Source organism: Parasphaerochaeta coccoides DSM 17374, from assembly GCF_000208385.1.
Lineage (GTDB): Bacteria > Spirochaetota > Spirochaetia > Sphaerochaetales > Sphaerochaetaceae > Parasphaerochaeta > Parasphaerochaeta coccoides.
Genome location: NC_015436.1, coordinates 13,717 through 40,552, shown reverse-complemented (window position 1 = coordinate 40,552; position 26,836 = coordinate 13,717). Strand labels below are relative to the sequence as shown.

Genomic DNA, 26,836 nt, shown 5'->3' with positions numbered 1-26,836 from the left:
TCCACTAGAGTCGAGCCATGAGCAAGACACCAGGATTCCGCGCACATGATTTCGGTTCTTTCTCCACCGTCGAAGAGCTGGCCAGCACCGTCGCCTCCCATCTCTCGCCATCCGTCATCCAGTTCGCGTTCCCCAAAGTACTGAAGAACGCTCCTTCGCCGGATTCCTTCACTGAAGATTTCGCCCTCCAGACATCCAGAACACTGAAGGAGCATGGCGTCTCCATAGCGGTCATTGGCTGCTATATCAACCCCGTACATCCTGACCCCGAACAACGAGAACTCCATCTGTCCCGCTTTGAACGCCACATGCGATTCTCCCGCGCCTTCGGCTGCCCCGTGGTAGGCACGGAAACCGGCTCAGCTCGCCCGGATTGCGGTTATGACCTCCGCACGGCGGAACCACTCTATTTTGACACCCTATTGCGCTCAGTTGAGAGACTTCTTACCACAGCAGAGCGCTATGATGCCATTGTAGCTCTTGAACCAGTAGCCAAGGTTCACACCATCTGCTCGGTTGAGAGGATGGTTCATGTGCTGGAGAAGTTCCCATCGGAGCATCTCAAAGTCATCTACGATCCTGTCAACCTGACCCCATGGTCCGGCATTCCTGAGCGGGACGGTTCGGTTCGGGCAGTTCCTACACGGGAAGCGCAGGAAACCTTCTTCCGTTCCGCCTTCAATGCTTTCGCCCACCGCATTGTCGCCATCCACGCCAAGGACTATATCCTGGATGAAAACGGCGTCAAGGCAGGTGATAAAAGCCTGGGCACGGGCGTGATGGACTGGGAGCTGTTCTTCTCTCTCATGGATGAATACCATGTCACGGCCCCTGTCCTTCTGGAGAACCAGAATCCTATGACCGTGGATCAGACCATTGCCCGCCTGTGTACATTGTGAACCAGCCCCAAGACGGGCGCAATGTCTGTTTTCGGCGTGAGTTTGTACTATTCCGCCTTTTCAGGGGATGTTGACAAGTCGGTTGTCATCAAGAAAATTAAGAAAAGAGTAGTTGCTGGTCAAAGACCACAGGCCGTCGGTTGTCCTCAAGCACCTTTTGTAGATATTCCCGGTCGAGTTCCAGCTCGGAAACAAGCCTGACCAGAAGCTCCTCAGGTACCAGGTTCTGCTCGGAAAACAGATAAGCCAGTGCTTTTTCCGCAATGTTGGCGGGCAACAGGGAATTGAGGAACATCTCCCGCTGCAATCCGTCCGGGGTTCCTTCCGCCAAGTTCCGGTAGAGCAGGGACTTTCCTATGTTCCCCTTCAGCGCCCCAAGTTCAGAGCGCAGAGGATTTTCTTCACCTCTGGCGGCCATCATGCCCATGGGTTTCAGATGAAAGAAGGTATACTCTTTTCCTGGCAAGTAGTGGTGTTCATCGCACCGCGCGGCGTAGTTCGGCTGGAAAGAATCGACCTTATGCTCGTCTCCTCCCACGATGATTAAAGGATCAAAATACAGCGCAGGGCATTCTTTGTCCCCCACTTGGTAGTATCTGTAGGTATAGAAGGCACTTTTCATGCAGTCAGGATGTTCGCAGTACGCCGTCAGGGGAATGACATCGGTTGCCATGTCCAGCATCAGGCGCGCGGTCGAGTTGAAGATATCTCTCCGGAAATTCAGGATGAGTGTGGGGAAAATAAACATGACTCCCCGCTGCATACTGTGGTTACGCACCACGTATACCAGCCGTTCATCAAAGAAGGACGCCTCGTCAATGATGTAGGTTCCGATGTCAGGATGATCCTCAATGACTTTTTCCAATCCAAAAGAATCCTTGATGCGGGCGATGTTCTCTCCGCACCTGATGTATCCGCCCCGATATGCCATGGCATCATCAGGATACCCGGAGAAACGGGTGGCATCCAGCTCGGAGCGGATGAAGAACACCTTGCGGCGGTCAACATCACCTGTAGCGGTAAGGCGGCGTACTACATCGCTTTTCTTCTGGGCCACGGCTGCGTCACGCCAGACACGAGCGGAGAACTCTGTCTTGCCACTGCCCATCGGACCGATGAGCAACACCCTCCGGCCGGGAGACGTGAAATCAAAATGAGTGAAAGTCTCATGGACAGTGACCGAAGGGAATCCCAAGCTCTTGAGGAAGTCCGTGGCATCACCGTTCGCCAAAGAACGGTCAGTATGCGGCATCACTGGCAGTTCCTTCCACCAGGGCAACGCCATTGCTGGTTCCGATGCGCGAAGCTCCTGCCTCAATCATGTCCAGCGCAGTCTTCCTGTCCCTGATACCGCCTGCGGCCTTGACCCCAATGTCAGGTCCTACTGTCTTACGCATCAGACGTACATCCTCAATGGTCGCGCCATGTTTGGAGAAGCCTGTGCTTGTCTTGACGTAATCCGCTCCAGCGGCAACCGCCAGGGTACATGCACGGACTTTTTCTTCATCCGTGAGGAGGCATGCCTCAATGATTACTTTGAGGAGTTTGTCCCCGACCGCTTTCTTGACTGCGGCGATATCATCTTCCACAGCCTTGTCATTTCCATCTTTCAAAGCTCCGATGTTGATGACCATGTCAACCTCACCCGCTCCGTCGGCAACGGCCTGATACGCCTCATATGCCTTGGCTGGAGTGGACATTGCGCCTAGAGGGAAACCCACCACGGTGCAGACTTTGACCGGAGTTCCGGCCAACAGGTCGGCGCAGAGTGCCGCATGGCAACTGTTGACGCAAACGCTGGCAAAATGGTACTGGGCGGCCTGTGCGCACAGTTCCTTTATTTTCTTCTCCGTCGCATCCGCGGCGAGAAGTGTATGATCCAGATAACCGGAAAGTTCTGCTCCGTACATATTCTCCTCCATAATCTTCTGAGCGTTCCCAGATTACCCCAAAATCCTCCGTGACGCAACGCCGTATGCTTGTGGAGAGAAGGAAAGGTTTGTCATTCCTCTGCTTTCTTTTGCTTTTGGGCAAGAACCTTCATTTCCTTGACCGATTCCTACTTATCCCCACCGCTTTTGTTGCAAAAGGGACATGGCTCCTCCCAACTTCCCCCCACGCCAGACAAGGAAGAATAGCATTCATACCTCCCTGTTCCACCACAATAGGGACAATCCGTTTTATCTTCCGCATGGGAGTCGGAACTATCCGTCATGGACACCGTAGCCTTCGGCGAATCCGTTTCGGCTGTATGAATGCTTTTAAAGGTCGGAGTTCCCGTGTTTTTATCTTTGCCTTGACGTAATCGCTCTATCAGCGACTTAATTGCGAGTGCCAGCAAACAAACCGCACAAATCACGATGATTGTACCCGAAATAATTTTTATCATAATGATTCATCGCCTCCTTCTGCTTTTTAATGTATCAACCCAAAACGAGCGGGTTTTCGATGTACGCAATCCCTTCGGCACGGACAATCTTATCAACGTCCTTAAGCGCAAGGTTCACGCTGCCGGAAGTCAGGAATGTATCCATGACCGTCCGGACACCTAAGCGAACCACTTCATCAGACACGTGAAACGCATCTTGAATAGACGTATTCGGATTTGCGCTTTCAAACAGCTTGTCGTTGGGGATGACGACCAGGGTATCGACAGTTCCCGCCAATTCACGAACGCCGCGCTCGGCCTCCTCAATTCTCTTTTTGCCTTCAAAAGAGAAAGGCGTAGTCACAAACCCCAGTGTCAGGATGCCAAGCTCACGCGCAATCCGGGCGACAGCGGGAGTCGCGCCAGTGCCTGTACCGCCGCCCATGCCCGCAATCAGAATCACCATGCCGGCACCTGTAATGGCTTGCCGAATCTCTTCGGCACCATCTTTCACAAAACGCTTTACGTCCATGGGAGAAGGCTGCTCCACAATACCCTCACCGCCCAGGAAAATCCGCGTATCCGCCAGAGAACTTCCCAGCGCATGCTGGTTCGTATTCATGGCTATGAAATGAATGTCATGATTCGCCTCGTGTTCCAAATCCAGGGACAGCGTCTCTTTCGCCGCATCCGGGGAGCCAATCCCGCCTGTATCCAGTATCCTGTTTACGACGTTGCAGCCACAGCCGCCGATTCCAATTACCTTAATATCACGAGTATCATCCATTTTCTCCCATCCTTTTCATTAACTCTCCAGACCTATTAATTTTTCGAGCGGCTTCAACCAATAGGATTTCCCCATTGATAGAGATGACTTTTGAGCCGTCAAGGAATCATAGAATGTGCGAAGCCCTGATTGCAGAGGCTGATATTGCTTTAGATGCGGGGGCAATTTTTCAGCCCCCATCATCGCCTCATGCTTCACCAAATCGGCTCTGTCATAGTTCAACACGTTGGAGAGGAACGCGCATATCTGCTCTCCAAAATTTTCAAAGGGAAATTGGCCGACTCTCACTACAATGTGGGAACGGATTTTAACGGCGCGGAACATATCCGGGAACCCTCCCTCCGGATCAGAGTAAATTTCCTCATTAACCTGATTGTATAGCTGTATCAGATAGCTGAACGCCGCATTGTGCTTATATGCACATACAACGTCTACAGCATTTTGCAAAAGGGTAACCAGATGTTCCATATACGCGGCTTTTCGCTTATCGGAATCCAGACTGTAGTTGATGGACGGCGTGCTTTTGGTAAAGCTCTTGTATTGTTCAAATATCTGCCCCGTGAAGGCAAGCAGAGACATAAAGCCGGTGACGGCATCCAAGGCAAGATACGCATTAAGCCACTTCTCGCAATAACCACCTCTGGCAAAAAATGCAAAAAACTGAGGAATCGCCAACGCGGGGTCACAGGTTGCAAGCTTATCATATTGGGACGTATTCCCCCAATAAAACGCGCCGATTTCCTGATTCGTCGGTTCATAATCCATAGCTCTCAGACAGTCACAACATCGTCGCACGGTATCCTTGGTGTAAAAATCACTGTGTTGCCTGGATGCGTACATCAGAAACTTCTCAATTGCGGGAATCGCTTCCTTTGCCTTCATATCTTTCAGCGCCATCAGTGCAAGCATGGACGTGGTTCCATCATCCTTTGCGTATTTCATCGCCTTGATGAGACCTTTGACATTTCTTCTTTGCTCTAGTTTCTTTACATCTGGTTTCAGCCACGCCATGGGAGGCACCTCCATTTTTCACATGATGTCCTTGCGCCATCCATATACAACGATTATCCATCCTAAAGTCCTTTGTTGCAATATTTTCCATGCCGTTCTGGATATCCGCGCCCATGATTGCCCCGGACAGTGCCCTTGATTGCCGGACAATCACACAATCATAGGCGTCATACGCTTGACGCATCAGGGATGGCAAGATACGCTGTGCCTCATGATAGTACGATTCCTTGCAGAAAATTATCTTTGGATCATCATTGCGATCCTTGCGGTCAACATGACACAGCGCAAGTACCCCGGTACAGACAAGAAACGACGAGCGACGGTCTACATTGCCCTGGGAGCATTGCTCCTCAACATCAGTGCAGTGTTTGTCTTACAGAACGAGATGACCCACTGGCTGGTCGCTGTCGCGGCAATCATTCTCCTGGTCGCAGGCTTCTTTCTGCGCAAATGGGTCTGGCCTTTCCGCCTTCACTGCGCCGGATGCGGGAAACGCATGGACTACGCCCACGTAGTCGGACATGACGACAACCTTTGTACGTCCTGTCACCTGGAAAAGCACCCGGAGGAAAAGGAAAAAGCGGAAGCTGCCGCACAGGAAGCGGAACGCAAGAAGCAGGACAGAGTCCAACCTGCCCGCATTGACTACAGCGCCGCCCGAACCGTCGAGGACGTTGACTGGGATGTCTGGGAACCGACCGAAACCTGTGTGCTGACATATCTGCTGCGCACATCTGATGACGGGAAACGCCAGATACTCTTGATTGACAAGAAACGCGGCCTTGGGGACGGTTTGGTGAACGTACCCGGCGGGCATATAGAAGTAGCTGAAACCGCGACGGAAGCCGCCATCAGGGAGTTCAAGGAAGAAACGGACATGGATATCATCGACCCTGAATACCGAGGCGTGTTGGATTTCCAGTTCACCGACGGTCTTGCTATGCGCGGGCATGTCTTCACCGCGACATCATGGACCGGGACGCCCAGGGAAACAGATGAAGCCCGTCCGTTCTGGTGTGATGAACAGGATCTCCCCTATGAGAAGATGTGGTCTGATGACGAGCTTTGGCTTCCCGACATGCTTGCGGGGAAAAACGTGAAAGGCGTATTCATCTTTGATGACCGCGTCATGCTCAGCCACAAGGTGGAGTTGCTCAATCGTCCTGAAACTTTAGCGGAAGACACAACGGAAGACGTGGCGGAAAACGTGAAGTAAGAGGACGGAGCCATGACGATGCGCGTGCCGACCGGTCGTTTCGAAACTGAATTAGAGGTTCGGAAATCCCGCTTCATCTCCATTGCCGTCCCGTGTACTTCCGCCGTGCAAGCCAAGCTCATCGTCAAGGAAACGAAAACCGCCTATCCAGATGCCACTCATGTCGTACATGCTGGTGTCTACGGAAAAAACGGTGACGAATTTTCTTTCAGTGATGATCATGAACCCAAGAACACCGCAGGACGTCCCATGCTGGAAGTGCTAAGGGGCAGTCTGCTCACCGACATCCTTGTGCTGGCTATCCGCTATTTCGGCGGTACACTCCTTGGAACAGGAGGGCTGGTAAAGGCTTATGGCGACTGCGCCCGTCTGGCGGTAGCGGGAGTACCGGCAGAAGAACTCATCCCCCGCTCCGCATTTGTCATTTCCATTGGATATCACCTGTATGAACCGGTGAAAAAGCTGCTGGATTCCCGCCAGGCGACCATCACGGAAGAAGTCCTCGACACCTCCGTCACGTTCCACGGGAGTCTTCCCAGCAGTGCCGCGGCAGACCTGCCCACCTTAATCACCAACATGAGTAATGGCAAAGGCTCTGTCGTCCTTACCTCTTTGTCAGACGCTTGAACTTCAAGGGAGCGTCCTCATCCGAGCTTTCCGTCACATCTTCACTGGCTTCCATTGCGTCTTCGCCGTCCAAACCGTCCAAAGTCCCGACCAGCTTGATGGCAATGGCCAAGACTGCTTCCAGCGCTTCCGGTTCGACAGCATCCGGCGTATCCTCCGGCGTATGATATGGCGCGGATTTCCTGCCATCCTCCCATGACACTCCCATCAGGGTAGTAGCCGACAGCCCGGCACGTGCTCCCTCCGTGGCATCGGTAGCTCCGGCGAGCAGCGGCATTTTCTGGGAATGGACATTATATCCTATGCTCTGCGCCACGTCAGCGCATTGGGTGGCGAATTGCTGAGACAGGTGTACGGTACCATGTGCGTCAGTGGACAGGAAGCTCACATCCTGTAGTCGGTAGGGACAGTCGATGTTGAAATGATACCCCAGCGTCCCCGGAGGGATGAGCTGTTCCTTGTTCCGGGAGAACCATGCACGAGAGCCTCGTACTCCGACTTCCTCACCGTCGAAGCTGGCAAAAACCAATCGGGTTCCGACCAAGGGGTTCCCTCTGCGGGTACGGGCGCGGAAATATCTGGCCAGCTCAATGACAATACAGGAGGAAACCAGGTTATCTCCGGCTCCGGGCGATGCTTCTTCAGAAAAGAATGTCCTGAGCGGAAGCACCATCTTCCATAAGACAGTTGCGATGACAAGGAGGGCAAGTACGGGAACCGAACGCCACGGAACGACAGAATGCCCGAACAGGGAACCGACAGTCAGTACTGCGACCACGGCAAAGAGAAACATGCAGCAGGCGAAAGGCAGGAAAACCGTGGACATATACTCCTTCTTGCTTCCGGTACTGAATGTGTCCAACCGGGCACTGTCATGGTGTCCGCTGAATACAATGGTTCTCCGCGCTTGTCCCGACGGTTCTATCACCCCGTGAACATTGATTCCTTCATCCTTGGGATGGGTTATTTCCCCGACAGGTCGGAAGAAAATGAACTGATTGATGGCATAGAAAGCGCATATGAGGAACAAAATGAACGAAACCATCGGCAGGGATGCCCAGGCAAAGGCAAGGGCAATGATATAGAGCAGTGGAACCCAGCGTATCCATCCGGCATATGAGCCGACATTCATGAGAAATGTCTGGCTTGCGGTGGAATCACAGACTTTTGCCAAGTCGTCATGCAACAGCTTCGCTGCATCCCGCGCGGCCTGTGAACCGGCAAGCCGGGAGCCGGTCAATCCGATGATTTCCCGTGTACGGCGCAACGCTGCGGCGGCAAGTGCCGCTACCCGTGGAAGACTGTCTTGAGTTGCCGTTTTTTCTTTTCGGAAGGATGAATCTGGTGATTTTTTCTTGCTCCACGGCCAATGTATCCGTACCATGTTTTTCATCATGCCCACAGAGGCCGATGCTGTCAATCACCGAAACTGTGGCCGATCTTCGGTTACCATATTCGTGTTGTCTGCGCCTGTTCTCCTCAAGGAGGCTCCCAATCATGCGGCCGGGGAAGTTCCTTTAGCAAGCGGGCGAATAGTGTTTCCGGAAACCTGGGAGAAAATTATCGCTTTGCAGCTGAGGATGAAAGATTTCTGAAGTTCTCCATCACCTATCGTTTCTCCCCTTGCGGAAACTGTTTTTTGGGTGGCCGTTTTTTCAGATTTCCGTAATGCGGAAGCATTTTCCTCTGGTTTTTAAAATTCTTTATTTATTTTTTTATTCGGTAGGTGTATGTTCTTTTTATTGTCCCCACATGGCGGCTTTTGTTTGTCTACAGGGGTAATCCACATGTAAAAAGAGCTGTCTATGGTAACTCCCCTCCTGATCACAGGAGACTGTCATGTACGTACAGCGGTGAACAAAGTCTTGGGATACAAATGCCTGAAGGTCTCCACGCAGGAAGATTTTTTCACCTACTGCCGGAAAAACATGAAGCCTCCCAATGTTGTCATCATCGATACCCACGGCACCAAGGAAATCAATCCACCACTCCTCGTCAGCTGGATTAAAGAAACATATCCCGGCTGCCTGGTCATCGAACTTTACAAAGCTGGAAAAATTCCCCTCCCCATGCAGAAATTGGGTCATTGCCTGTTTTCCCTTTCATACGAAGATGCATGGACGACCGACCACTTGCCTCAAATCATCAGTCGATTCGTCCACGCCAGAGACGCTTCCGTTTGTGAGTCCGTCCATGAGTCATACGAACCCCGTGACAGAAAATGCGCGGATCACGCATTCCTGCGCACACATCTTGTCGGTTCCTCGTCCGTCATGGAGAAAGTAAGGGAGCAGATATTACTGTTCGCCCCTCAGACGCATGTCCCTGTGCATATCTCAGGAGAAACCGGCACCGGGAAGGAAATCTGCGCGGACATGCTCCATCATTTTTCCGGACTGAAAGGAAAAATCCTGCGGGTGAACAGCTCGTCCTTGCGCGGAAACCTGGTTGACGCCATCCTCTTTGGGAAAGTCCGAGGTGCATATACCGACGCCCATTGCGACTCCGAAGGTCTGATTGGAGAATCAACGGGCGGCACTCTTTTCCTTGATGAAATACAGGAGCTTTCCTTACCAACACAAGCCAAGCTGCTCAGGGCGCAGGAAAACCACACCTATACGAAAATCGGAACAACGAAGGAACAGGTTTCACATTTCCGTCTCATTTCAGCTTCCTGCCTTTCATTGGCTCAACTCAAGGATTCAAGGGTTCTCCGTCCGGACTATTATTATCGGCTCAATCATCTGAACATCCACATGCCTCCTTTACGGGAAAGGAAGGATGATATACCGGAATTATGCCGCCATTATCTTGAGCAGGCAGGAGAAACCCGGCACGTCTCCCCGAAGGGCATGGACATTCTCATGAGCCGGGAATGGGAGGGAAACATCAGAGAACTGTTCAGCGTCCTGGACAGGGCACGTATATTATCTTCCAGGCAAGAAATACTGGAAATCAGCAAGGAATCATTAGATGGAAACCACGCGGGATGACAAATCCATGACAAATTCCAGCCTGTGGATAACCTGTGGACAGCTTTTATTTTTCCTTGCCAACTATCATGTCTTTGTATGGTGTTTCAACATAAGAATTATATAACTTCTTAATGGAATTTTAACAATTTTATTTTTTGTAATTCTATAATATATAATTAATTGCCTAAAAACCAAGGACAGACCTCCCCATTGACGTCGGCAGTGGTTATCCCATTGCCATGCTCCCCCTGCCCAACCAAGGCATACCAGCCTGTGGATAACTTGTGGATAACCTATGAACAACTTACCCTCTCATCCATGCAACTCATTGCAACACGGTATTTAGGCCTGTGGATTATTCGACCCTCTCAATTGCAGCTCCCAGGATTTTCAATTTGCCTACAAGATCCTCGTATCCGCGTTCAACCTGGTAGACATTCTGTATCTCTGAACGCCCCTCAGCGCAGAGAGCCGCTATTATCAACGCCATGCCGGCACGGACATCCGGGCTGGTGAGCCGAGCTGGAGTCAAGGCCATGGGGCCGGTGACGACCGCCCTATGGGGATCACAGAGGATGATATCCGCCCCCATCCGAATCAACCAGTCGATGAAGAACATCCGTGACTCAAACATCTTTTCATGTATCAGGATGTTTCCCTTTGCCTGGGTAGCGACGACAGTCATGATGCTCAGCAGATCCGCCGGGAATCCCGGCCAGGGAGCATCGTCCAGTTTCGGCGTCCCTCCGTTCACCGTCCTGACTATGGACAACCTCTGCTCCGCGGGAACAACGAGACGATTCCCTGCAAGGGACTCCCATTCTATTCCCAGCCGGGCGAATCCGTTCCGAATCATGGGAACATCATGACCATCAGTCCCTTCCAGGATTAAAGTCCCACGGGTGGCCGCAGCAAGTCCAATGAAAGAACCTGCCTCCATGTAATCATAGCCAATGGTGAAATCACAGCCATGCAGTTCGGCGACGCCTTCTATGACAAGGAGATTAGAACCAATCCCGCTGATTTTCGCTCCCATCTGGTTCAGCATGGAGCAGAGATCCTGGACATGCGGTTCACAGGCGGCATTGCGCAGGATAGTCGTTCCTGACGCTACCGAGGCGGCCATGACGGCATTTTCTGTCGCGGTGACAGAGGCTTCGTCCAGGAAAACATCAGTTCCGGACAGTCCTGATGGCGTGCGGACATCCAGAAGACCGTTGTCATGAAGGACGCACGTGGCGCCCAAGGCTTCCAGCACGGAGAAATGAGTGTCCAGCCGACGCAGGCCTATGACATCTCCACCGGGAGGGGGAAGCCGTACCGCTCCGCACCGCGCAACCAATGGCCCGACAAGAAGTATGGATCCCCTCACGGCATCAACCAAGGTATAAGGAAGGTCACGGACGGACGGCGTACCGCTGATATGGTAGACTCCCGGTTCCCGGTTCTCCACCCGCATCCCAAGAATCTCAAGCAGCTCCACCATGACGCCGACATCGGCTATGCGTGGAATGTTGCGCAGCGTCACCGGTTCCCTGGCAAGGAGCGTGGCGGCAAGACAGGGAAGCGCCGCATTCTTGTTGCCACTGATGCGGACAGTCCCGGATACCGGCCTGCCTCCGTCAATGATATAGCGGCCGCCTTGGTTCTGAGCCATATTCAGTCTCCTCTGTCCCCATCCTACCCGCAGCGGAAGGTATTAGCAAGAACGGAAATCTCCGCTCTTTCTGTTCCGGTCGATGTTTTGTTCACGCTCACGGTTGAATCCACGGAACATTGCGGTTACTATGGTTTCATGAGAAATCCTTCGGCCCGTGTCTATGGAATAGGAAACACACTGATCGACATCATCACATCAGTCACAGACGATGAGCTGGCACGCCTGGGTCTGCACAAGGGCACGATGCATCTGACTGACAAACGCAAACGTCTCGAATTGGAAGCCTTCCTCAGCGGACGAACAAGCGTGATCACTCCTGGCGGGGACTGTCCCAACACACTGATTACTTTGCATGCCATGGGCGTTGACACTACGCTCGCCGGGAAGATAGGTGATGATGCATTCGGCAAGATGTACGCGGACAGGCTTCGGATCATGGGGGTTCGCAATGAACTGGCGCTATCTTCGGAGCCGACCGGTTCTTCCATCATCTTGGTCACTCCTGACTCTGAACGCACCATGAACACATATCTGGGGGCCAACCGGTTCTACTCTGCCCATGACATCGTCCTTGAGTCCCTCCGCCTGTCCGATGTCTTCTATTTCACGGGCTATATGTGGGACACCCCTGAACAACAGAATGCCATCATGACTGCCCTGAAAGAGACACGGAACAGGGATATCATTGTAGCGTTCGATGTCGCGGACTCCTTTGCCGTAGGCCGGTACCGTGACACCTTCCTCAGAATCATCACCGACTATTGCGACATTGTTTTTGCAAACAGCGAGGAAGCCCGCATCCTGTTCAACAACTACGACCCTCATGAATGTTGCAGGAGCATGGGCAAACTCTGCCGCATTGCCATTGTCAAGGATGGAAAACGCGGTTCCTACATATCACGGGCGGGGAAAGTAGTGAGGATACCGGTACTGGGTTCCCTGGAGCCTGTCGATACCACAGGCGCCGGAGACATCTACGCCGCAGGTTTCCTCTACGGACTATGCACCGGACGAACCACCGATGATTCAGGGGAAATCGCTTCATTCCTGGCGGGAGAAACCATCTCCCAGCAAGGCGCCCAATTCACCGAGGAGAAAGCCCTCCGTCTCAGGACTGCGCTGGAAGATGGTTCATGGCGGCCAGCTCCATAGCATCAGGCGGTCTGTCGGCATCCCCCAGCGGTGTCTTTTCAGCATTATCTTTCCGGTCTTGTCATTCCAGCACGTCCCGTCTCATGATAGTGCCATGAGACTTTCCGTGAAGGGCGGTCGGCAGATGCCTCTGTCCGTGACGATTGCGGAAATCAAAGAATGATCCGTCACATCAAAAGCCGGATTATAGCAGGCTACGCCTTCCGGCGCGGTGGGTTCCGCGAAGAACTTCTTCTTTATCTCATCCCCGTCACGCAGTTCAATCTCAATGTCATCTCCTGTCCGGCAGGCAAGGTCAACGGTTGACCACGGGCCGAGGACATAGACAGGAATCCCATAATGACGCGCAAGGATGGCGACGCCGCTGGTTCCTATCTTGTTCGCGACATCTCCGTTTGCCGCAATCCGATCGCATCCAACGAAACATGCCTGTATCCTCCCCTGCTTCATCACCAAGGAAGCCATGTTGTCACAGATCAGGGTGACATCTATTCCCGCCTGATGGAGTTCGTAAGAAGTCAAGCGAGCGCCCTGGAGCAAAGGTCTTGTCTCATCAGCGTACACATGGAATGTCATCCCTTTCTCTTTGCCGAGGAACAAAGGCCCCAATGCCGTACCGTACCTGCTGGTAGCCAGAGGCCCTGCGTTGCAGTGTGTCAGGATGCCGTCCCCGTCCTTGACCAGGGACAGGCCATAAGAGGAAATCTTCCGGCACATCCCAATATCCTCCTCTTGGATGGCGATAGCCTCCTGGCAGACAAGAGAGACTATTTCTGGCACTTTTTTCATTGGAAAAGCATCGACAACCGCCATAATACGGCGGATTGCCCATCCAAGATTGACCGCGGTAGGGCGGGAAGAATCAAGATACGTACCCATCTGTCCAAGCCTGTCGCGGAACTCTCCATAGGGAAGCCCGTCAATACCCGTGGCCAGGACAGCCATGCTGTAGGCCGCGAAGATGCCTATGGCAGGGGCTCCTCTGACACGCAAGGAATGGATGGCTTCATACATGTCCTCACGCTGTGAAATATCCAGAAAAACACGACGCATCGGCAACTGCGTCTGGTCTATGATCCTGACATGGCGGGCATCCGGTGAGATTGTCACATTTTCCACATCCGGTATGTCATGTAGTGCATATGATGTCATGAATATCCTCCAAAGCCATATTATACCTTTGTCTGTTGAATCTCTCCAGTATCATCTGTATAGTATCGGGCAAGACTACGACGCCGATTTGAAAAGCTCCCGGCTTGCAGGCGTCGCAAATATAATTGCTAAAAGGGAGAACCTCAGCATGGTTATACAATCTTCTTATCTTTTTTCTTCAGAATCCGTCAGCGAAGGACATCCTGACAAGGTAAGCGACCAGATTTCCGACGCCCTTCTTGATGCAGCCTTGTCCCAGGATCCGCTTTCACGCGTCGCCATCGAAACTTTCGTCACTGCGAACACGGTCATCATTGGCGGAGAGGTTGCGACACAGGCAAAGCTGGCGGTCGATGATATCGTCCGTTCGGTCATCAGGGACATCGGCTATACGGAAGAAGGTTCCGGTTTCGCCGCCGATACGGTGCGGATTACGAACCTGATAGCTCCCCAGTCACAGGATATAGCCATGGGGGTATCGGCGCAGACGAACCTTTTCGGCGTACAGGGAGCCGGAGACCAAGGCATCATGTTCGGCTACGCTACCAATGAGACACCGGAATATCTTCCCGCCCCTCTCACCTATGCCCACAAGATACTCAAAAGAGCGGCGCTTCTCCGCAAAAATGGAACTCTCCCTTTCCTGCGGCCTGATGCCAAGAGCCAGATTTCCATTCGCTATGATAATCATAAACCGGTGAGGATTGATTCCGTGGTTCTTTCCCACCAGCATTCCCCTGACATAACCCGCGAGGAGTTGGAGCATGTATTCCTGGAAGACCTTGTCCGCCCTGTCTTGGAGGGAACGAACCTGTTGGATGGTGATACGAAGTATTATTTCAATCCCACAGGTCGGTTTGTCTTGGGCGGCCCCGCCGCGGATACCGGCCTGACCGGAAGAAAAATCATCGTGGACACCTACGGCGGTGCTGGCAGGCATGGCGGCGGCGCTTTCAGTGGCAAGGATCCTTCCAAGGTAGACCGTTCCGCTTCATACTACGCCCGCTATGTGGCCAAGAACATCGTGGCAACCGGCCTGGCATCACGTCTGGAATTGCAGGTTGCCTATGCCATTGGCGTTCCTTTCCCCGTCTCCATCTACGTAAACACGTTTGGAACAGGAAAGAAAAGCGACAGGGAGATAGAAAAAATCATCACGGAGAAATTCAATTTCTCCCCAGCCTCCATCATAGCCCAGCTCGACCTGCTCCGTCCCATATACCGTCACTATGATACCTATGGGCATTTCAGCCATCCGGAAGCTCCATGGGAACAGGTGGGACAGGTTGATTTGTAAACATGGGAGCAGAATGGGGAATATTCCTTAGTCAATTCACGATGTCGCCGACTCGTAAAAGCCTTGCTGGTGTATTTTCGGCAAGGCTTTTACGTAGATGATATATTGACCGCAATTGTTTTTTTCACCGGGACAATGATTCTGTCGCCATGCAGTTCAGAACATCAGGAAACTATGTTCTTACATTCCCTGCCTTCCAAGACTGCCAGTACATTCTCAGCGGCAAGATAACTCATCTTGCTACCGGCTTCATAGGTTGCCGCTCCAGCATGGGGAGTCAGGATGCAGTTGGGAAGATGACGCAATCCCTCATAGGGCTCATCTCCACTGGTGACATCTAATCCCGCCCCTCCAATCTGCTTGGCAATCAGGGCGTCGTACAATGCTCTCTCATCAATGATGCCTCCGCGCGCGGTATTCACTAAGATGGCGCGGGGTTTCATCTTTTTGAAAGTCTCTGAGGAGAAAAGATTATGAGTATCCGGTGTCAAAGGAGTATGGATGCTGATGAAGTCACTATTGCTTATCAGCGTCTCAAGATCGGTATATGTCACGTCTTTCATGGTCAACAGTTCCGGATCTTGATATACATCATGACAGAGAACCCGCATTTCAAAGCCAAGGCATCGTTTAATGACTCCTTTTCCAATACGTCCCGTACCAATCACTCCCAAGGTCTTTCTCCACATTTCAACGCTGGAAGGACGTTGCGGAGTACCGTTTCTTGTTGTGCTGTCCATGATTGGTATGTTCCGGGCGACAGAGAGCATGAGGGAAACGGCCATATCCGCGACTGAATCGCTGTTTGCGCCAGGGGTGATTGTCACGGCAATATTTTGTTTGCGTGTTGCTTCGAGGTCAACGGCATCATATCCGACACCATAACGGGACAAAACCTTGAGTTTTGTTGCTTTTGCCAACAATTCCGCGGTATAGGGTTCCAAACCAGCTATGATTGCATCGGCTTCACCAATTTTTTCTTCAAGCTGCTTTGTTAGCGGTTCCGTGTCCGTCGCCACCAGCTTCATGACGTTGCATCCATGGTCCCGAAGCAACGTGAGCGCCTGATCATCTGCATTGCCAAAAGAGCGTGCAGTGACAAAAACAGTATGTTTCCTGCTCATTTCATATTCCTCCATTTTTGATTTCATCTATATTCCATCAGAGCTGATCCTTTTTGCCCTGATAAGAGATGCAAGGGAATTCCGAAAACCATTGTGAATTGACTCCATTACGCGATTTCGCTGAACACAAATGTATGGTAATGTATGCAATGAAAGAGAAATCATGTCAAGAGATAATTATCCATTGTTCCTAACGTGTTGTTGATTCTAACGCATAAGAAAAAAACCTGATGAATGTGTCTTGTTTTGAAGCAAAAAAGACAACGGAAGAGTACCTGACGCCACTATCTTCATCCTCACAGGAAGGGTTCAGCCATAGTTCGCAGAGCTTTGCGTAGTACTAACCGGTTCTTGAGATTTATCCTGTGGAATTATGTACTTGTTTTTTGATTTCAATTCTGAAACAACTTAAATCACCTCTGTAAGAAGCACAGGAAAATTCGACAGGAGCATCATTCAGAGAGTATGCAATTGTTTCAATGTACTGTATGGGGGACTCGAAAGGAATGCCAAGCTGTTCTGCCTCACATCCATCCGCCAAACGGACTTCCAGAAAACGTTTGCTTTTATCTATAGGAAGGCGATACTTATCTTCTAAGATTTTATACAAAGAATTATTTTCAAAATCTTCATGCAACAAGGCTTCCAGTCCATATGTATTGGGAAGATATGTCGTCACGATGACCATGGGATGCTTATCCACTCCCCGCGTCCGTACCAACCGAATGACAGAAGATCCGGGAACGATATTGAGTCCCGCAGCGACCTGTTGAGATGCTTCATGCAGAGATAAATCCAATACCTTGGTGAAAGGCTTCAGTCCTTTCTGTAACATTTCATCATTAAAACTTTCAAGGACATACAAAAAATCCTGTCTATATTTTTTGGGAGCCGTCATTGTTCCCTTGCCCTTATGACGAATGATACTCCCTTCATCGGTCAACTCTCGAAAAGCTTGACGAACTGTAGATCGTGAAATTTGAAAATGTTCGGCCAGTTCTTTTTCTGTAGGAAACATAGCGAAGCTGTCCTCAAAAGCCATGAATTCCCTAAGCAGCATCTTGAGTTGATAATATAAAGGGAAGGTTTTGCTTTTGTTCAGCTTTTTGCCGTAAAAAAAGGTGTTTCGCATAAATGATTGTCTACCTTCAGAAAAATAAGCCCCTCTCTATAAGACATGTCATACCACGTCTTTGCATACATGTATATACCGTAAAATACCGAGAAAAACCAGAAACGAGTTTTCAGTCATGCGATATAGCAAAAAATAGAGAGTAACTGATTACTCCGTTCGCTCCGGAATTAGCAGGATTCCTCTGATTTTGTATGTATTCCCTTCACACAAAAAACAAAACTACACGGATTCTGTACATCACATATTTCATCTATTCAATAGAAGCAAAGTAGGCGTCCTTGTCCACACTGGAAAAAAACTGATCGACCTCCGTCCGCAAAGGCATAGAAGGAGCTGTACCAATTTTCGTCACGGAAAGCGCGGCTACCGCCGTGGCAAACAAAATCGAATCCTGAAGGCTTTTTTCTTCGGAGAGAGCAACAGCAAGACCCCCATTAAAGGCATCCCCGGCTCCCGTCGTATCGATAACCTTGACAGGAAGTGCTGGAAAAAATTGTGACCGTGATCCTCTTTCTTTTAGGAAAACCCCTTGCGCCCCCATGGTGATGAGAACTGTTTTCACTCCTTTGCCTATCAGGACGTCCGCGGCTTTTTCAGCGCTTTCTCGGTTCACAACCTTGACTCCTGAGAGAATTGAAGCTTCTGTCTCATTTGGCGTGATGATATCAAACAAAGCAAGAAACGCATCAGATAATGGTTGAGCCGGAGCTGGATTCAAAATAGTCGTTCCTTGGTTTTCTCGTACTTTTCCTACTGCATAGGGGATGATATCTAAATTTGTTTCAAGCTGAGTAAGAAAAACCTTGGCACGCTTCAAAACTCCGGAAGCTTTCGTGATTTCCTGAAAAGTTATGGAACTGCAAGCGCCAGGAACCACTGATATGCTGTTCTGTGATTTTTCATCTACCATTATAAGCGCGATTCCTGTGTTCTGCGTAGCATCCTTAAAAACAAGGGAAGTATCCATCTTTTCAGAATGATAGAAATCAAGTGCAACAGAAGAAAAAAGATCCCTTCCGATTTTTGTTAAAAAAGATACGTCTCCTCCTGAACGAAATGCCGCAACTGCCTGGTTAGAACCTTTTCCTCCTGGCCCCATCTTGAAAAAAGAGCCCTTGACCGTCTGTCCTGGTATGGGCAGCGTTTCAGAACGAGCCATCAAATCTACCACAAAACTTCCAACAATCATTATTTTTAAAGGTTCTTTCATGTATTCTTTTTCCTCACGCTATTTCCTCATGCTACAATACGTTTTTTCTTTTATCTTTCCGACCATACCTTTCAATGAAACTATAAGGAGCCGGCAATCCCGGATTGCTCACATCATTCAATGCTTGGATATGAGCCTTGTTCAGACGAACTTCAACACTTTTCAGATTTTCGTCCAGCTGTTCCACTGTACGGGCTCCAATCAGAGGAAAAACGTCCTGATTCCTGAGCATCCATGCAAGACTAATCTGAACTGGCGTTACTTTGAGTTCAGAAGAAATAGCTAAAAGACAATCTATGATATCATAGGCTTTCTCAGTCCCTCTCTGTTCGGTTGCGTCATCCCACCGATCCTTCCGACCAGCCCGACTGTTTTCCGGAATGACATCTCGCCGATATTTTCCTGTCAGCCAACCGCCGGCCAAAGGAGACCATGCAAAGACACCCACGCCATTTTCCTGACATAACGGAAGAAGCTCCCACTCAGGAGAACGAACCAGCAGACTATATTCCGTTTGCAGTGAAACAAATGAGTTCATCCTCTGAAATTGGGAAATCATCAGCGCCCGCATCATTTCCGATGGAGTATAGTTGGATGCGCCAATATAGCGAACCTTTCCCGACTTCACTAAATCATCCAATGCCCGTAAAGTTTCTTCTGCCGGGGTACGCGCATCAAAACAATGTATCTGCAATAAGTCTATCCATTCTGTCCTGAGCCGTCTTAGACTGGTTTCTACACTGGAAATCAAGTGACGACGACTTGCTCCGGAGTCATTTGGGGTTTGTCCCGTTGGGAAAAATACTTTTGTTCCTATAATCAGATCATTACGTTTCTTGCTTTCAACCAGACAGTCCCCAAGGATTTCCTCTGATTTTCCTTCATTGTAAGAATCCGCTGTATCAAAATAATTTCCGCCCCATTCGGTATACTTATGGAAAAGCCTGATAGCCTCTTTCTTCCCTACATTCCATCCAAAAGTCTGTACACCGAATCCAAGAGGACTAATCTGTATGCCTGTGTTTCCAAAATAACGATATTCCATCTTCTATCTCCTGAGCAGAACAGGTGTCATATCCTTCAAGTCACGCACATACCAGGTACGGGAGAAAGCAATATCCGGATGCAAGTCATCATCTTCAGGTCCGATGAATTGTTCATCCCAGACTTCTGGTTTCCATAAGGACAACAAGTGATGATGAATCTCTCCCTCATGGAGATACCACTCTTCCCAGAAAAGACAATCGACGTTTTCAGCATCTGGAACTGCATTAATAACAATGAAATCTTTATTTTCCCTGACTTGCCAGTCATGGTTTCGATAAGGACTGTCAGAATGTATTGCGATATCCCCGAATACGACATTGAAATCCAAACCAACCCTTTCGCACGCTTTGTCCACGCCCGCTACATATAATATGCCGTTATTGTATTTCACGTGAGTTCCTCCATGCATTGTATTGATCTAATTTGAGGAAGATGCTTTCCAGTGATTTGTATGCATCTTCAAAAATACCAATAAGTTTTTCATAAATCCTGACATTTTCCGGATTAGGTTCTAACCGACTTTCTTTCACCGTTAGTTTCTTTGCCACAGAAACATCATCATACATGCCAATCCCTATTCCACCGATAATCGCTGCTCCAAAATTCTTGCTGTCACCGATATGGTTAGTCGTCAAAACTGGAATGTCCAATACATCTGCAATCAGTTGCCTGTTGAAAATACTGTTTGCTTGCCCTCCGGTAAGGACAAGTTCTTTAGCATTGATTATTGGCAAAAGGGATTTCCAGATTATTTTCAGATTCAACGCCACTCCTTCGTAACCCGCCCGGTAAATATCTGCTTTCGTATGATTTTTCTGCAATCCAATGAACGCCCCTTTCGCATTGGGATTCCAATACGGACTTCTTTCTCCCAGCAAATAAGGCAGAAAAATAAGGCCATTAGCACTGGGTGAGGATTGTAGCAGCTCTTGTTCAATCAAAGTCTGTGGAGCGATTTTCTGAACCATAGCCTGGGAAATTTCATCCTGAGCCATTTCGTCTTTCAGCCAATCAAGACTAGCTCCCGCCGCCTGCATTGTTCCGCATGGCGAATAACGTTTCTCATCAATCCCTGCCCAATTGAAGATTCTGAATTGTTCGTCAAGATACGGTTTTTCTTTACAGAGTCCAATCCACGCCGAAGATCCAAAATAGAGATAGGCATCGTCAACATCGGTACACCCCGCTGCAATAGCAGCACAGATTCCATCTCCGGCACCAATGACGACAGGCGTCCCTGGAAGAAGGCCTGTCTGTTCTGCTGCTTCAAAGGTGATTTTTCCGACTGACTGGGTAGATGGTACGATATCCGGAAGCAGATCTTCACTTAACCCAAGTATAGACAAGATAGTACGTGACCACCGCTTTTCTTCTATATTAAGCAGATGCGTACCTGATGCATCTGAGAAATCCGTATAAAGCTGACCTGTCAATCTGTAAACTATATAATCTTTTGCCTGGACTATTTTGGAAGTCATGCGAAACCGTTCAGGTTCGTGATTCATAATCCATAAGATTTTTTCCGCCGAATATGAAGAACTAATCCGGTGCCCGGTAATCTGGTAGAAAAGCCTTTCATCAATCTGTGCAGCCAAGGCTTTTGCCTCGCGTGATGCTCTGCTGTCCGCCCATATGATGGAGTTCCCGACAGGCTCCCCGTGCTGATCAAGACATAGACAGCCCATCATCTGACCACTGAATGTCACTACCTGAACAGATTTTTCATTAATCCCCCGCATGACCCGATAGGTAGATTCACACACGGCCTTCCACCAGTCATCAGGAACCTGTTCAACTTTATTCCCCGGAAAATAATGAGACCGGTACGATGATAACCAAGAGCGTTCTATTTGCCCATTCTCATCGTATAGAACAGCCTTGTTCCCTGTTGTTCCGAGATTATGAGAAAGGATGTACTTCCGACTCATGTTGACTCCTTGGACATTGGTTCTGTGTATTGACAGTACAAACTGGTTCTACAGAAATTGGATTTCGTCTAGCCAATATGCATGTTTTGTGGATACCACTGTTTCAAAGACTGGTAAGCACCTGCCATATTTTCTGAATGTTTCTTGTAGAACTCATGTTTTTCCATATCAGGCTCAATGGTTTCCACAATAGGATTCATTTTTTCGATGATAGAATAATCTTTATAGATTCCCGTCCCGACGCCACCGAGCAGGGCAGCTCCCATGCTTGTGGCTTCAGTGAGATATTTAGGAATCTGAACAGTACAGCCAGAAACATCCGCAAGTATCCTGCGGAGAGCTTTTCCCTGGGCTCCACCGCCAATGAACATGAGGCTACGGTCAGGAACAGCCCCAAGCATGAATTTCAAGGAAGCATTGAGATTCATAGCTATACCTTCAAAGACCGAGCGACAAAAATCAGAGAAAGATGTATTCAGGTTCATCCCGACAAAAGTCCCTTGAGCATGCGAATCCCACCATGGAGATCTTTCGCCAAGGAGATAGGGTAAGAAATACAGTCCATTGGCTCCAGTGGGAGATGTTTCCGCAAGTGCGCCCATGTGATCCAAATCCTTTCCTTCCGTAGATCCAAAAAACGTCTGGCAAAACCAAGATATCGCGCTTCCCGCCGTCTGCATTGTCGCGCATGGTTGGTACATGCCTTGGACGGGATGTGCCCAATTGAATGCTGAATCCATCTTGTCCTTAAATGGTCGATCCAATGCTATCGATACCCATGAAGACGACCCCATGTAACAATATGGCTTCCCAAAAGAAATGGAAGCAGCTCCCATAGAAGCACTGCCGCCATCTCCCGAACCAACAACCACAGGGGTTCCCGCCGGAATTCCCGTTACTTCGGAAGCTTTTTTGCTAACCCTTCCAATGACAGTGTGAGATGGTACGGCATCCGGAAACAATGTTCCTTTTATTCCCATTCCATCAAGTATTTCTTGAGACCAGGAGAATGTCCTGATATCAAAAGCATTAGTACCCGATGCATCGTTCCAGTCTGTGAACATATTTCCGGTCAGGAGAAAGTTCATATAGTCTTTTGCTTGAAGAACCTTGTTGGTTTTGGCATATACATCTGGAAGGTTCTCTTTTATCCACAAAAGCTTGGTGAGGCTGTACGAAGAACTTGGCCTGTGTCCGGTAATAGTGAATATATTTTGGAATCCCATCTTTTCGATGAACTTTTTTTCCTGTACATCGCTACGTTGGTCACAGTATATAAGAGCATCATGCAAAGGCTCTCCATTGCAATCAACACAGAGACATCCCATCATTTGACCGCTGAAAGAAACTCCTGCGAGCTTTCCCGGAGGAATGGACGCCAAGACTGACCGAGAGGAATAACATACCGCATTCCACCAGTCCTGGGGATTCTGTTCAGCCCAGTTACCATTAAAAACCTTCATTGAATATGGATATACAGCACTAGCAACCATCTTTCCTTCATCATCAAACAGTGTTGCCTTATTTCCTGATGTACCTAAGTCATGTGCAAGTATATATTTGCTCATCGTTTACCACCTATTTCAATAAAGATTCATCCTCAAGAGAAAAAATACTGCCTCACCTTATGACTTTCTGCTCTGGTCAATCCATACGGAAGCAACAATCAGCACGCCAATGACAATCTGGAGAATGAAAGGATTGATACCGAGCAAGTTCCCCCCATTTTGAATTACAGAAATGAGCATTGCACCCAAGACTGTTCCAAGGATGGTTCCGGCGCCACCACTCAGACTGGCTCCACCGACAACCGCTGAAGCTATGGCATCCGTCTCATACCCTTGCCCTGCCGTAGGAATCCCATTTCCCAGGCGAGAAGTCATCAAGATACCTGCAATCCCAGCAAGTAAGCCGCCAATCAGATAAACCATAATGGTCACTTTCGGAATGCTGATACCGGACAGGCGGGCAGCCTCCCGGTTGCTCCCCACGGCAAAAACGTTTCTTCCAAATGTTGTCCGGGAAGTAATGATGTATGTAATCAGAATGATGACCAGCCACACGAAAAAAAGATTAGGAATCCCCAAGAAGTGATTCTGGGCAAATTCAGTAAACTTTTTGGGCAACCCGGCAACCATACGGGCATTAGACAGAAGCATTACAATACCACGCGCAGCCTGTGACATTCCAAGAGTCGCTACAAACGGAGGAATTTTGCCGTAGTGAATTACCAGACCATTTACAGCTCCCAAAAAAGCTGCTACAGCCAAAGTAACGATAAATGCCGGAAAAGTTGGCATTCCTCCAACCAGGAACTTGGAAACCACAATGCTTGCGATACCAAGAATTGAACCAACAGACAAGTCGATGCCCCCTGACATGATGATGAAAGTCATACCAAGCGAGATGATACCATTTATCGCTGTCTGACGGACTAAATTCTCTAAATTCATCAGAGTAAGAAAATTTTTAGTCACAAATGAGAGAAAAACCATAAGCACGATGACAATGACCAATAAATTCAACTCTTGAAAACTATATAATTTTTTTCTGATACCATTTCCATTAAGCATTATTTTTCTCCTAATAATAAAGCCCATTAATGGGCTTGGTTTTTATTTCAACCCTGATGCATAACGCAGGAGTTTTTCTTCCTCAAAGTCTTCACGAGGGACTATCCGCCCCATTTTCCCTTCATGAAAAACTCCTATCCTATCTGAAAGACCCATAACTTCCGGCAAATAAGAAGAAATGATGATTATCGCATGTCCGTCTTTCGTTAAACTCTCAATCAATTGATAAATTTCCTGTTTCGCTCCTACATCAACGCCGACGGTCGGCTCATCAAAAATAAAAACCTGACTTTTTCCACACAGCCATTTGCTGATGACTACTTTCTGCTGGTTACCACCGGATAGATTCTTCACTATCTGGTCAACATGTGGTGTCTTGATCCGAAGCCTGTTCTGATAAAGAAGGGCGCGCTGCTGCTCTTTCTTGCTATTTATAAAGGAGAAGCGTGAAATACTTTTATATGAAGCAAGGTTGATATTTTTCTTGACGGACAAAGACATCGCCAATCCTTGTTGCTTCCTGTCTTCCGGTACCAATCCGATTCCTGCTGATATTGCATCAAGAGGTTTCTCAATCTGAAGTTGTTTACCATTGAGGAACACGTCCCCTTTATCTTTGGGATCCGCTCCAAAAATTGCCCTGACGACTTCCGTTCTTCCTGAACCGACCAGACCAAACATTCCAAATATTTCTCCAGCATTGACTGAGAAGGAAATATCATCGAAAGCTTTTGCCCTGGAAAAATTCGCTACTTTCAGAACCTCTTTATCAGAGACATGATGTTCAATATCATACATGTTGGTCAAAGCGCGACCGACCATAAGCGCAATTAAATCTTCTTGGTTGGTTTCCTTCGCGGGCAAAGTTTTTACATGTCTACCATCTTTGAAAACCGTGACAGTATCACAAACCCTGAAGATTTCTTCCAACCGATGTGAAATATAGAGGATGGCTACCCCTTCAGATTTCAATTTTCTGATGATGGAAAAAAGGATATCGACTTCTTCGTTGCTCAGCAACGCGGTGGGTTCATCAAAAACAACCAAGCGTGCCTTTCCATGGACTGCCTTGGCGATTGCAACCATTTCCTGTACAGCGGGAGAAAGCTCTGTGATTTTCAACCTGGTATCAACATTGATATGTAAATCTTCCAATATTGCGCGAGCATCCCCATGAACTTTGTCCCAATCAATCAATCCAGTTTTTTTCTTTGGGAAATCTCCCATGAAGAAATTTTCTCCGATGGAGAGATGCGTTGCCAGATTCAAATCCTGATAGACTGTACTCAGCCCCACTTTCCCCGAGTCAATGACATTGTGAGGTGAATAATCTTCTCCATCCAGCAACATTTCACCACCATCACGTTGATAAACCCCCATGATGATTTTGATGATTGTTGATTTTCCTGCCCCGTTCTCACCCACTAATCCATGAACTTCCCCCGGACAGATAGAGAAGCTTACATTATCCAGGGCTTTTACTCCCGGAAAGCTCTTTGAAATATTTTTAAGTTGTAAAAGAGTCCCATCATTCATTGTCTTGCCTCGCGTATATGAAAGACTAGAGATTTTCCTCGACTTGGCTTCAAAAACAATCTTGCCCGGACAAATCCGGGCAAGAATTCTATGTTGTCTCTCAATATTTTTTCATTGTAAACGGATCCAAGATACCCTGAACGGCAGAATCATTTACATTGTGTTGCTCAACAATGACAACTCCGGTATCAACATATTCCGGCAATGTCGCTCCTTCGATGGCACGTACAGCGAAATCAACTCCTTTGTATCCCATACCATATGGATCCTGTACCATGATGGCTTTTACAACGCCACTCTTGATGGCGGCAACTTCTTCAGGATCAGAATCATAAGCCGTGACTATAATCTTGTTGCCAAGGTTCCTTTCCGCGACAGAGCGGGCAACACCATCCGCCGAGTGGTTATTATTGCCAAAAATACCAATCAAACTGTCCCCATGAGTCGTAATCAAATCATTGGTGACATTCATCGCCTTCAAGATATCATTATCGACATAACGAGGCGCGATGATTTCAATTTCTGGAGCAATCTGCTTCATGCGATTGATAAATCCATTTGTCCTGACAGTAAGAACCTGGACACCTGCCATTGCATCGACAATGGCAACCTTCCTTCCTTGTGTCGGGATGTCATTCTTCTTGAAATACTCAACCATCTTGTCTGCTGCCAAAGAACCACCAAGAACGTTGTCAGTAGCAAGAAAAGTATGCACCTTGTCCGTGTTGACCTTATTATCCACAGTGATGATTTTGATTCCTGCGGCATATGCTTTTTCAAGCGCCGGAACTGTCGCGTCAGAACTTGTTGAAGAAATGACAATTGCATCAGGATTAGTAGAAATCACGTTCTCAAGAATCGTAACCTGACGATCAATGTCTGCTTCAGATGGAGGTCCATACGTTGTGACCTTTACAACATCCGGATGCTCGACAGCATAGTTCAGCGCTCCAACAAGCAAATACTGCCAGAAATCGGAATCCGTTGCCTTGATTATAACGGCAATGTTATAAGGCTTCTGATTTTTTGGCCCGGAAGCAGCCTGTTCTCCACGCCCCTGCGCCATCAAGGAACCCATGGCAATCATTCCAACCAGACACACAAGCGCAACCTTTTTCAGCACTTTCTTCATACATCCT

Annotated in this window: 24 protein-coding genes; 6 read left to right on the top strand and 18 right to left on the bottom strand. The window is 48.8% G+C overall.

Going from position 1 to position 26,836, the window contains the following annotated elements; all coding sequences use genetic code 11:
• The first annotated feature begins 17 nt into the window (after positions 1-17).
• Positions 18-899, top strand: a complete 882-nt coding sequence (locus SPICO_RS00190) for a sugar phosphate isomerase/epimerase family protein (RefSeq protein WP_013738676.1) — start codon at positions 18-20, stop codon at positions 897-899.
• A gap of 97 nt (positions 900-996) precedes the next feature.
• Here the strand turns inward: SPICO_RS00190 and SPICO_RS00185 are convergent, their stop codons facing one another.
• The 5 genes from SPICO_RS00185 to SPICO_RS00165 form a co-directional block, all read right to left on the bottom strand.
• Positions 997-2,151, bottom strand: coding sequence for a thymidine kinase (locus tag SPICO_RS00185; protein ID WP_013738675.1), 1,155 nt, complete (start codon positions 2,149-2,151; stop codon positions 997-999).
• Positions 2,138-2,809 (bottom strand): deoxyribose-phosphate aldolase, encoded by a 672-nt coding sequence (gene deoC, locus SPICO_RS00180; RefSeq protein WP_013738674.1) that lies wholly within the window; start codon positions 2,807-2,809, stop codon positions 2,138-2,140. Before deoC ends, SPICO_RS00185 begins: the two co-directional genes overlap by 14 nt.
• Positions 2,810-2,958: 149 nt before the next feature.
• Positions 2,959-3,288 (bottom strand): hypothetical protein, encoded by a 330-nt coding sequence (locus SPICO_RS00175; protein ID WP_013738673.1) that lies wholly within the window; start codon positions 3,286-3,288, stop codon positions 2,959-2,961.
• A 34-nt stretch (positions 3,289-3,322) separates the two neighbouring features.
• Positions 3,323-4,054, bottom strand: coding sequence for an FtsZ/tubulin family protein (locus SPICO_RS00170; RefSeq protein ID WP_013738672.1), 732 nt, complete (start codon positions 4,052-4,054; stop codon positions 3,323-3,325).
• Positions 4,055-4,072: 18 nt separating this feature from the next.
• Entirely contained in the window at positions 4,073-5,065 is a 993-nt protein-coding gene (locus SPICO_RS00165; RefSeq protein WP_013738671.1) for a hypothetical protein, read from the bottom strand.
• A gap of 211 nt (positions 5,066-5,276) precedes the next feature.
• Here SPICO_RS00165 and SPICO_RS09565 point away from each other — a divergent pair, with 211 nt between their 5' ends.
• Together SPICO_RS09565 and SPICO_RS00155 are read left to right on the top strand one after the other, a co-directional pair.
• Positions 5,277-6,281: an 8-oxo-dGTP diphosphatase gene (locus SPICO_RS09565; protein WP_013738670.1), complete on the top strand. Its 1,005-nt coding sequence runs from the start codon at positions 5,277-5,279 to the stop codon at positions 6,279-6,281.
• A gap of 12 nt (positions 6,282-6,293) precedes the next feature.
• Positions 6,294-6,908, top strand: a complete 615-nt coding sequence (locus SPICO_RS00155; protein ID WP_013738669.1) for an IMPACT family protein — start codon at positions 6,294-6,296, stop codon at positions 6,906-6,908.
• On the opposite strand, the gene SPICO_RS00150 is transcribed toward SPICO_RS00155, so the two are convergent.
• Positions 6,886-8,292, bottom strand: coding sequence for a M28 family metallopeptidase (locus SPICO_RS00150; RefSeq protein WP_052295799.1), 1,407 nt, complete (start codon positions 8,290-8,292; stop codon positions 6,886-6,888). The two genes, SPICO_RS00155 and SPICO_RS00150, sit on opposite strands and share 23 nt — an antisense overlap.
• Positions 8,293-8,713: 421 nt before the next feature.
• Here SPICO_RS00150 and SPICO_RS09560 point away from each other — a divergent pair, with 421 nt between their 5' ends.
• Positions 8,714-9,901: a sigma-54-dependent transcriptional regulator gene (locus SPICO_RS09560; protein ID WP_013738667.1), complete on the top strand. Its 1,188-nt coding sequence runs from the start codon at positions 8,714-8,716 to the stop codon at positions 9,899-9,901.
• A gap of 337 nt (positions 9,902-10,238) precedes the next feature.
• Here SPICO_RS09560 and murA read toward each other — a convergent pair whose 3' ends face one another.
• Entirely contained in the window at positions 10,239-11,540 is a 1,302-nt protein-coding gene (gene murA / locus SPICO_RS00135; RefSeq protein ID WP_013738665.1) for a UDP-N-acetylglucosamine 1-carboxyvinyltransferase, read from the bottom strand.
• A 138-nt stretch (positions 11,541-11,678) separates the two neighbouring features.
• Here murA and SPICO_RS00130 point away from each other — a divergent pair, with 138 nt between their 5' ends.
• Entirely contained in the window at positions 11,679-12,695 is a 1,017-nt protein-coding gene (locus SPICO_RS00130; protein WP_013738664.1) for an adenosine kinase, read from the top strand.
• Positions 12,696-12,776: 81 nt separating this feature from the next.
• Here SPICO_RS00130 and mtnA read toward each other — a convergent pair whose 3' ends face one another.
• Positions 12,777-13,847 carry an S-methyl-5-thioribose-1-phosphate isomerase gene (mtnA, locus tag SPICO_RS00125; protein WP_013738663.1) on the bottom strand — a complete coding sequence of 357 codons (1,071 nt, stop codon included), beginning with the start codon at positions 13,845-13,847 and terminating at the stop codon, positions 12,777-12,779.
• 148 nt (positions 13,848-13,995) lie between these two features.
• Between mtnA and metK the strand changes: the two genes are divergently transcribed.
• The gene (gene metK, locus SPICO_RS00120; RefSeq protein ID WP_013738662.1) at positions 13,996-15,144 is read left to right on the top strand and encodes a methionine adenosyltransferase; all 1,149 of its coding nucleotides are present in this window, start codon (positions 13,996-13,998) and stop codon (positions 15,142-15,144) included.
• Between the two features lie 164 nt (positions 15,145-15,308).
• Here metK and SPICO_RS00115 read toward each other — a convergent pair whose 3' ends face one another.
• From SPICO_RS00115 to SPICO_RS00070, 10 genes are all read right to left on the bottom strand, one after another.
• The gene (locus SPICO_RS00115) at positions 15,309-16,268 is read right to left on the bottom strand and encodes a phosphoglycerate dehydrogenase (RefSeq protein WP_013738661.1); all 960 of its coding nucleotides are present in this window, start codon (positions 16,266-16,268) and stop codon (positions 15,309-15,311) included.
• Between the two features lie 358 nt (positions 16,269-16,626).
• Positions 16,627-17,400 (bottom strand): GntR family transcriptional regulator, encoded by a 774-nt coding sequence (locus SPICO_RS00110; protein WP_013738660.1) that lies wholly within the window; start codon positions 17,398-17,400, stop codon positions 16,627-16,629.
• Between the two features lie 253 nt (positions 17,401-17,653).
• Entirely contained in the window at positions 17,654-18,613 is a 960-nt protein-coding gene (gene rbsK, locus SPICO_RS00105) for a ribokinase (RefSeq protein WP_013738659.1), read from the bottom strand.
• Positions 18,614-18,644: 31 nt separating this feature from the next.
• Positions 18,645-19,658: an aldo/keto reductase gene (locus SPICO_RS00100; RefSeq protein ID WP_013738658.1), complete on the bottom strand. Its 1,014-nt coding sequence runs from the start codon at positions 19,656-19,658 to the stop codon at positions 18,645-18,647.
• A 3-nt stretch (positions 19,659-19,661) separates the two neighbouring features.
• Positions 19,662-20,051: a hypothetical protein gene (locus SPICO_RS00095; RefSeq protein WP_013738657.1), complete on the bottom strand. Its 390-nt coding sequence runs from the start codon at positions 20,049-20,051 to the stop codon at positions 19,662-19,664.
• Positions 20,038-21,588 (bottom strand): xylulokinase, encoded by a 1,551-nt coding sequence (locus SPICO_RS00090; protein ID WP_013738656.1) that lies wholly within the window; start codon positions 21,586-21,588, stop codon positions 20,038-20,040. Before SPICO_RS00090 ends, SPICO_RS00095 begins: the two co-directional genes overlap by 14 nt.
• A gap of 68 nt (positions 21,589-21,656) precedes the next feature.
• Positions 21,657-23,156: a xylulokinase gene (locus SPICO_RS00085; RefSeq protein WP_013738655.1), complete on the bottom strand. Its 1,500-nt coding sequence runs from the start codon at positions 23,154-23,156 to the stop codon at positions 21,657-21,659.
• A gap of 57 nt (positions 23,157-23,213) precedes the next feature.
• Positions 23,214-24,161 carry an ABC transporter permease gene (locus SPICO_RS00080; RefSeq protein WP_013738654.1) on the bottom strand — a complete coding sequence of 316 codons (948 nt, stop codon included), beginning with the start codon at positions 24,159-24,161 and terminating at the stop codon, positions 23,214-23,216.
• Between the two features lie 42 nt (positions 24,162-24,203).
• Complete coding sequence (locus SPICO_RS00075) at positions 24,204-25,697, bottom strand: sugar ABC transporter ATP-binding protein (RefSeq protein WP_013738653.1); 1,494 nt, start codon at positions 25,695-25,697, stop codon at positions 24,204-24,206.
• Positions 25,698-25,797: 100 nt separating this feature from the next.
• Positions 25,798-26,829, bottom strand: a complete 1,032-nt coding sequence (locus SPICO_RS00070; protein ID WP_013738652.1) for an ABC transporter substrate-binding protein — start codon at positions 26,827-26,829, stop codon at positions 25,798-25,800.
• Between the last annotated feature and the right edge of the window lie 7 nt (positions 26,830-26,836).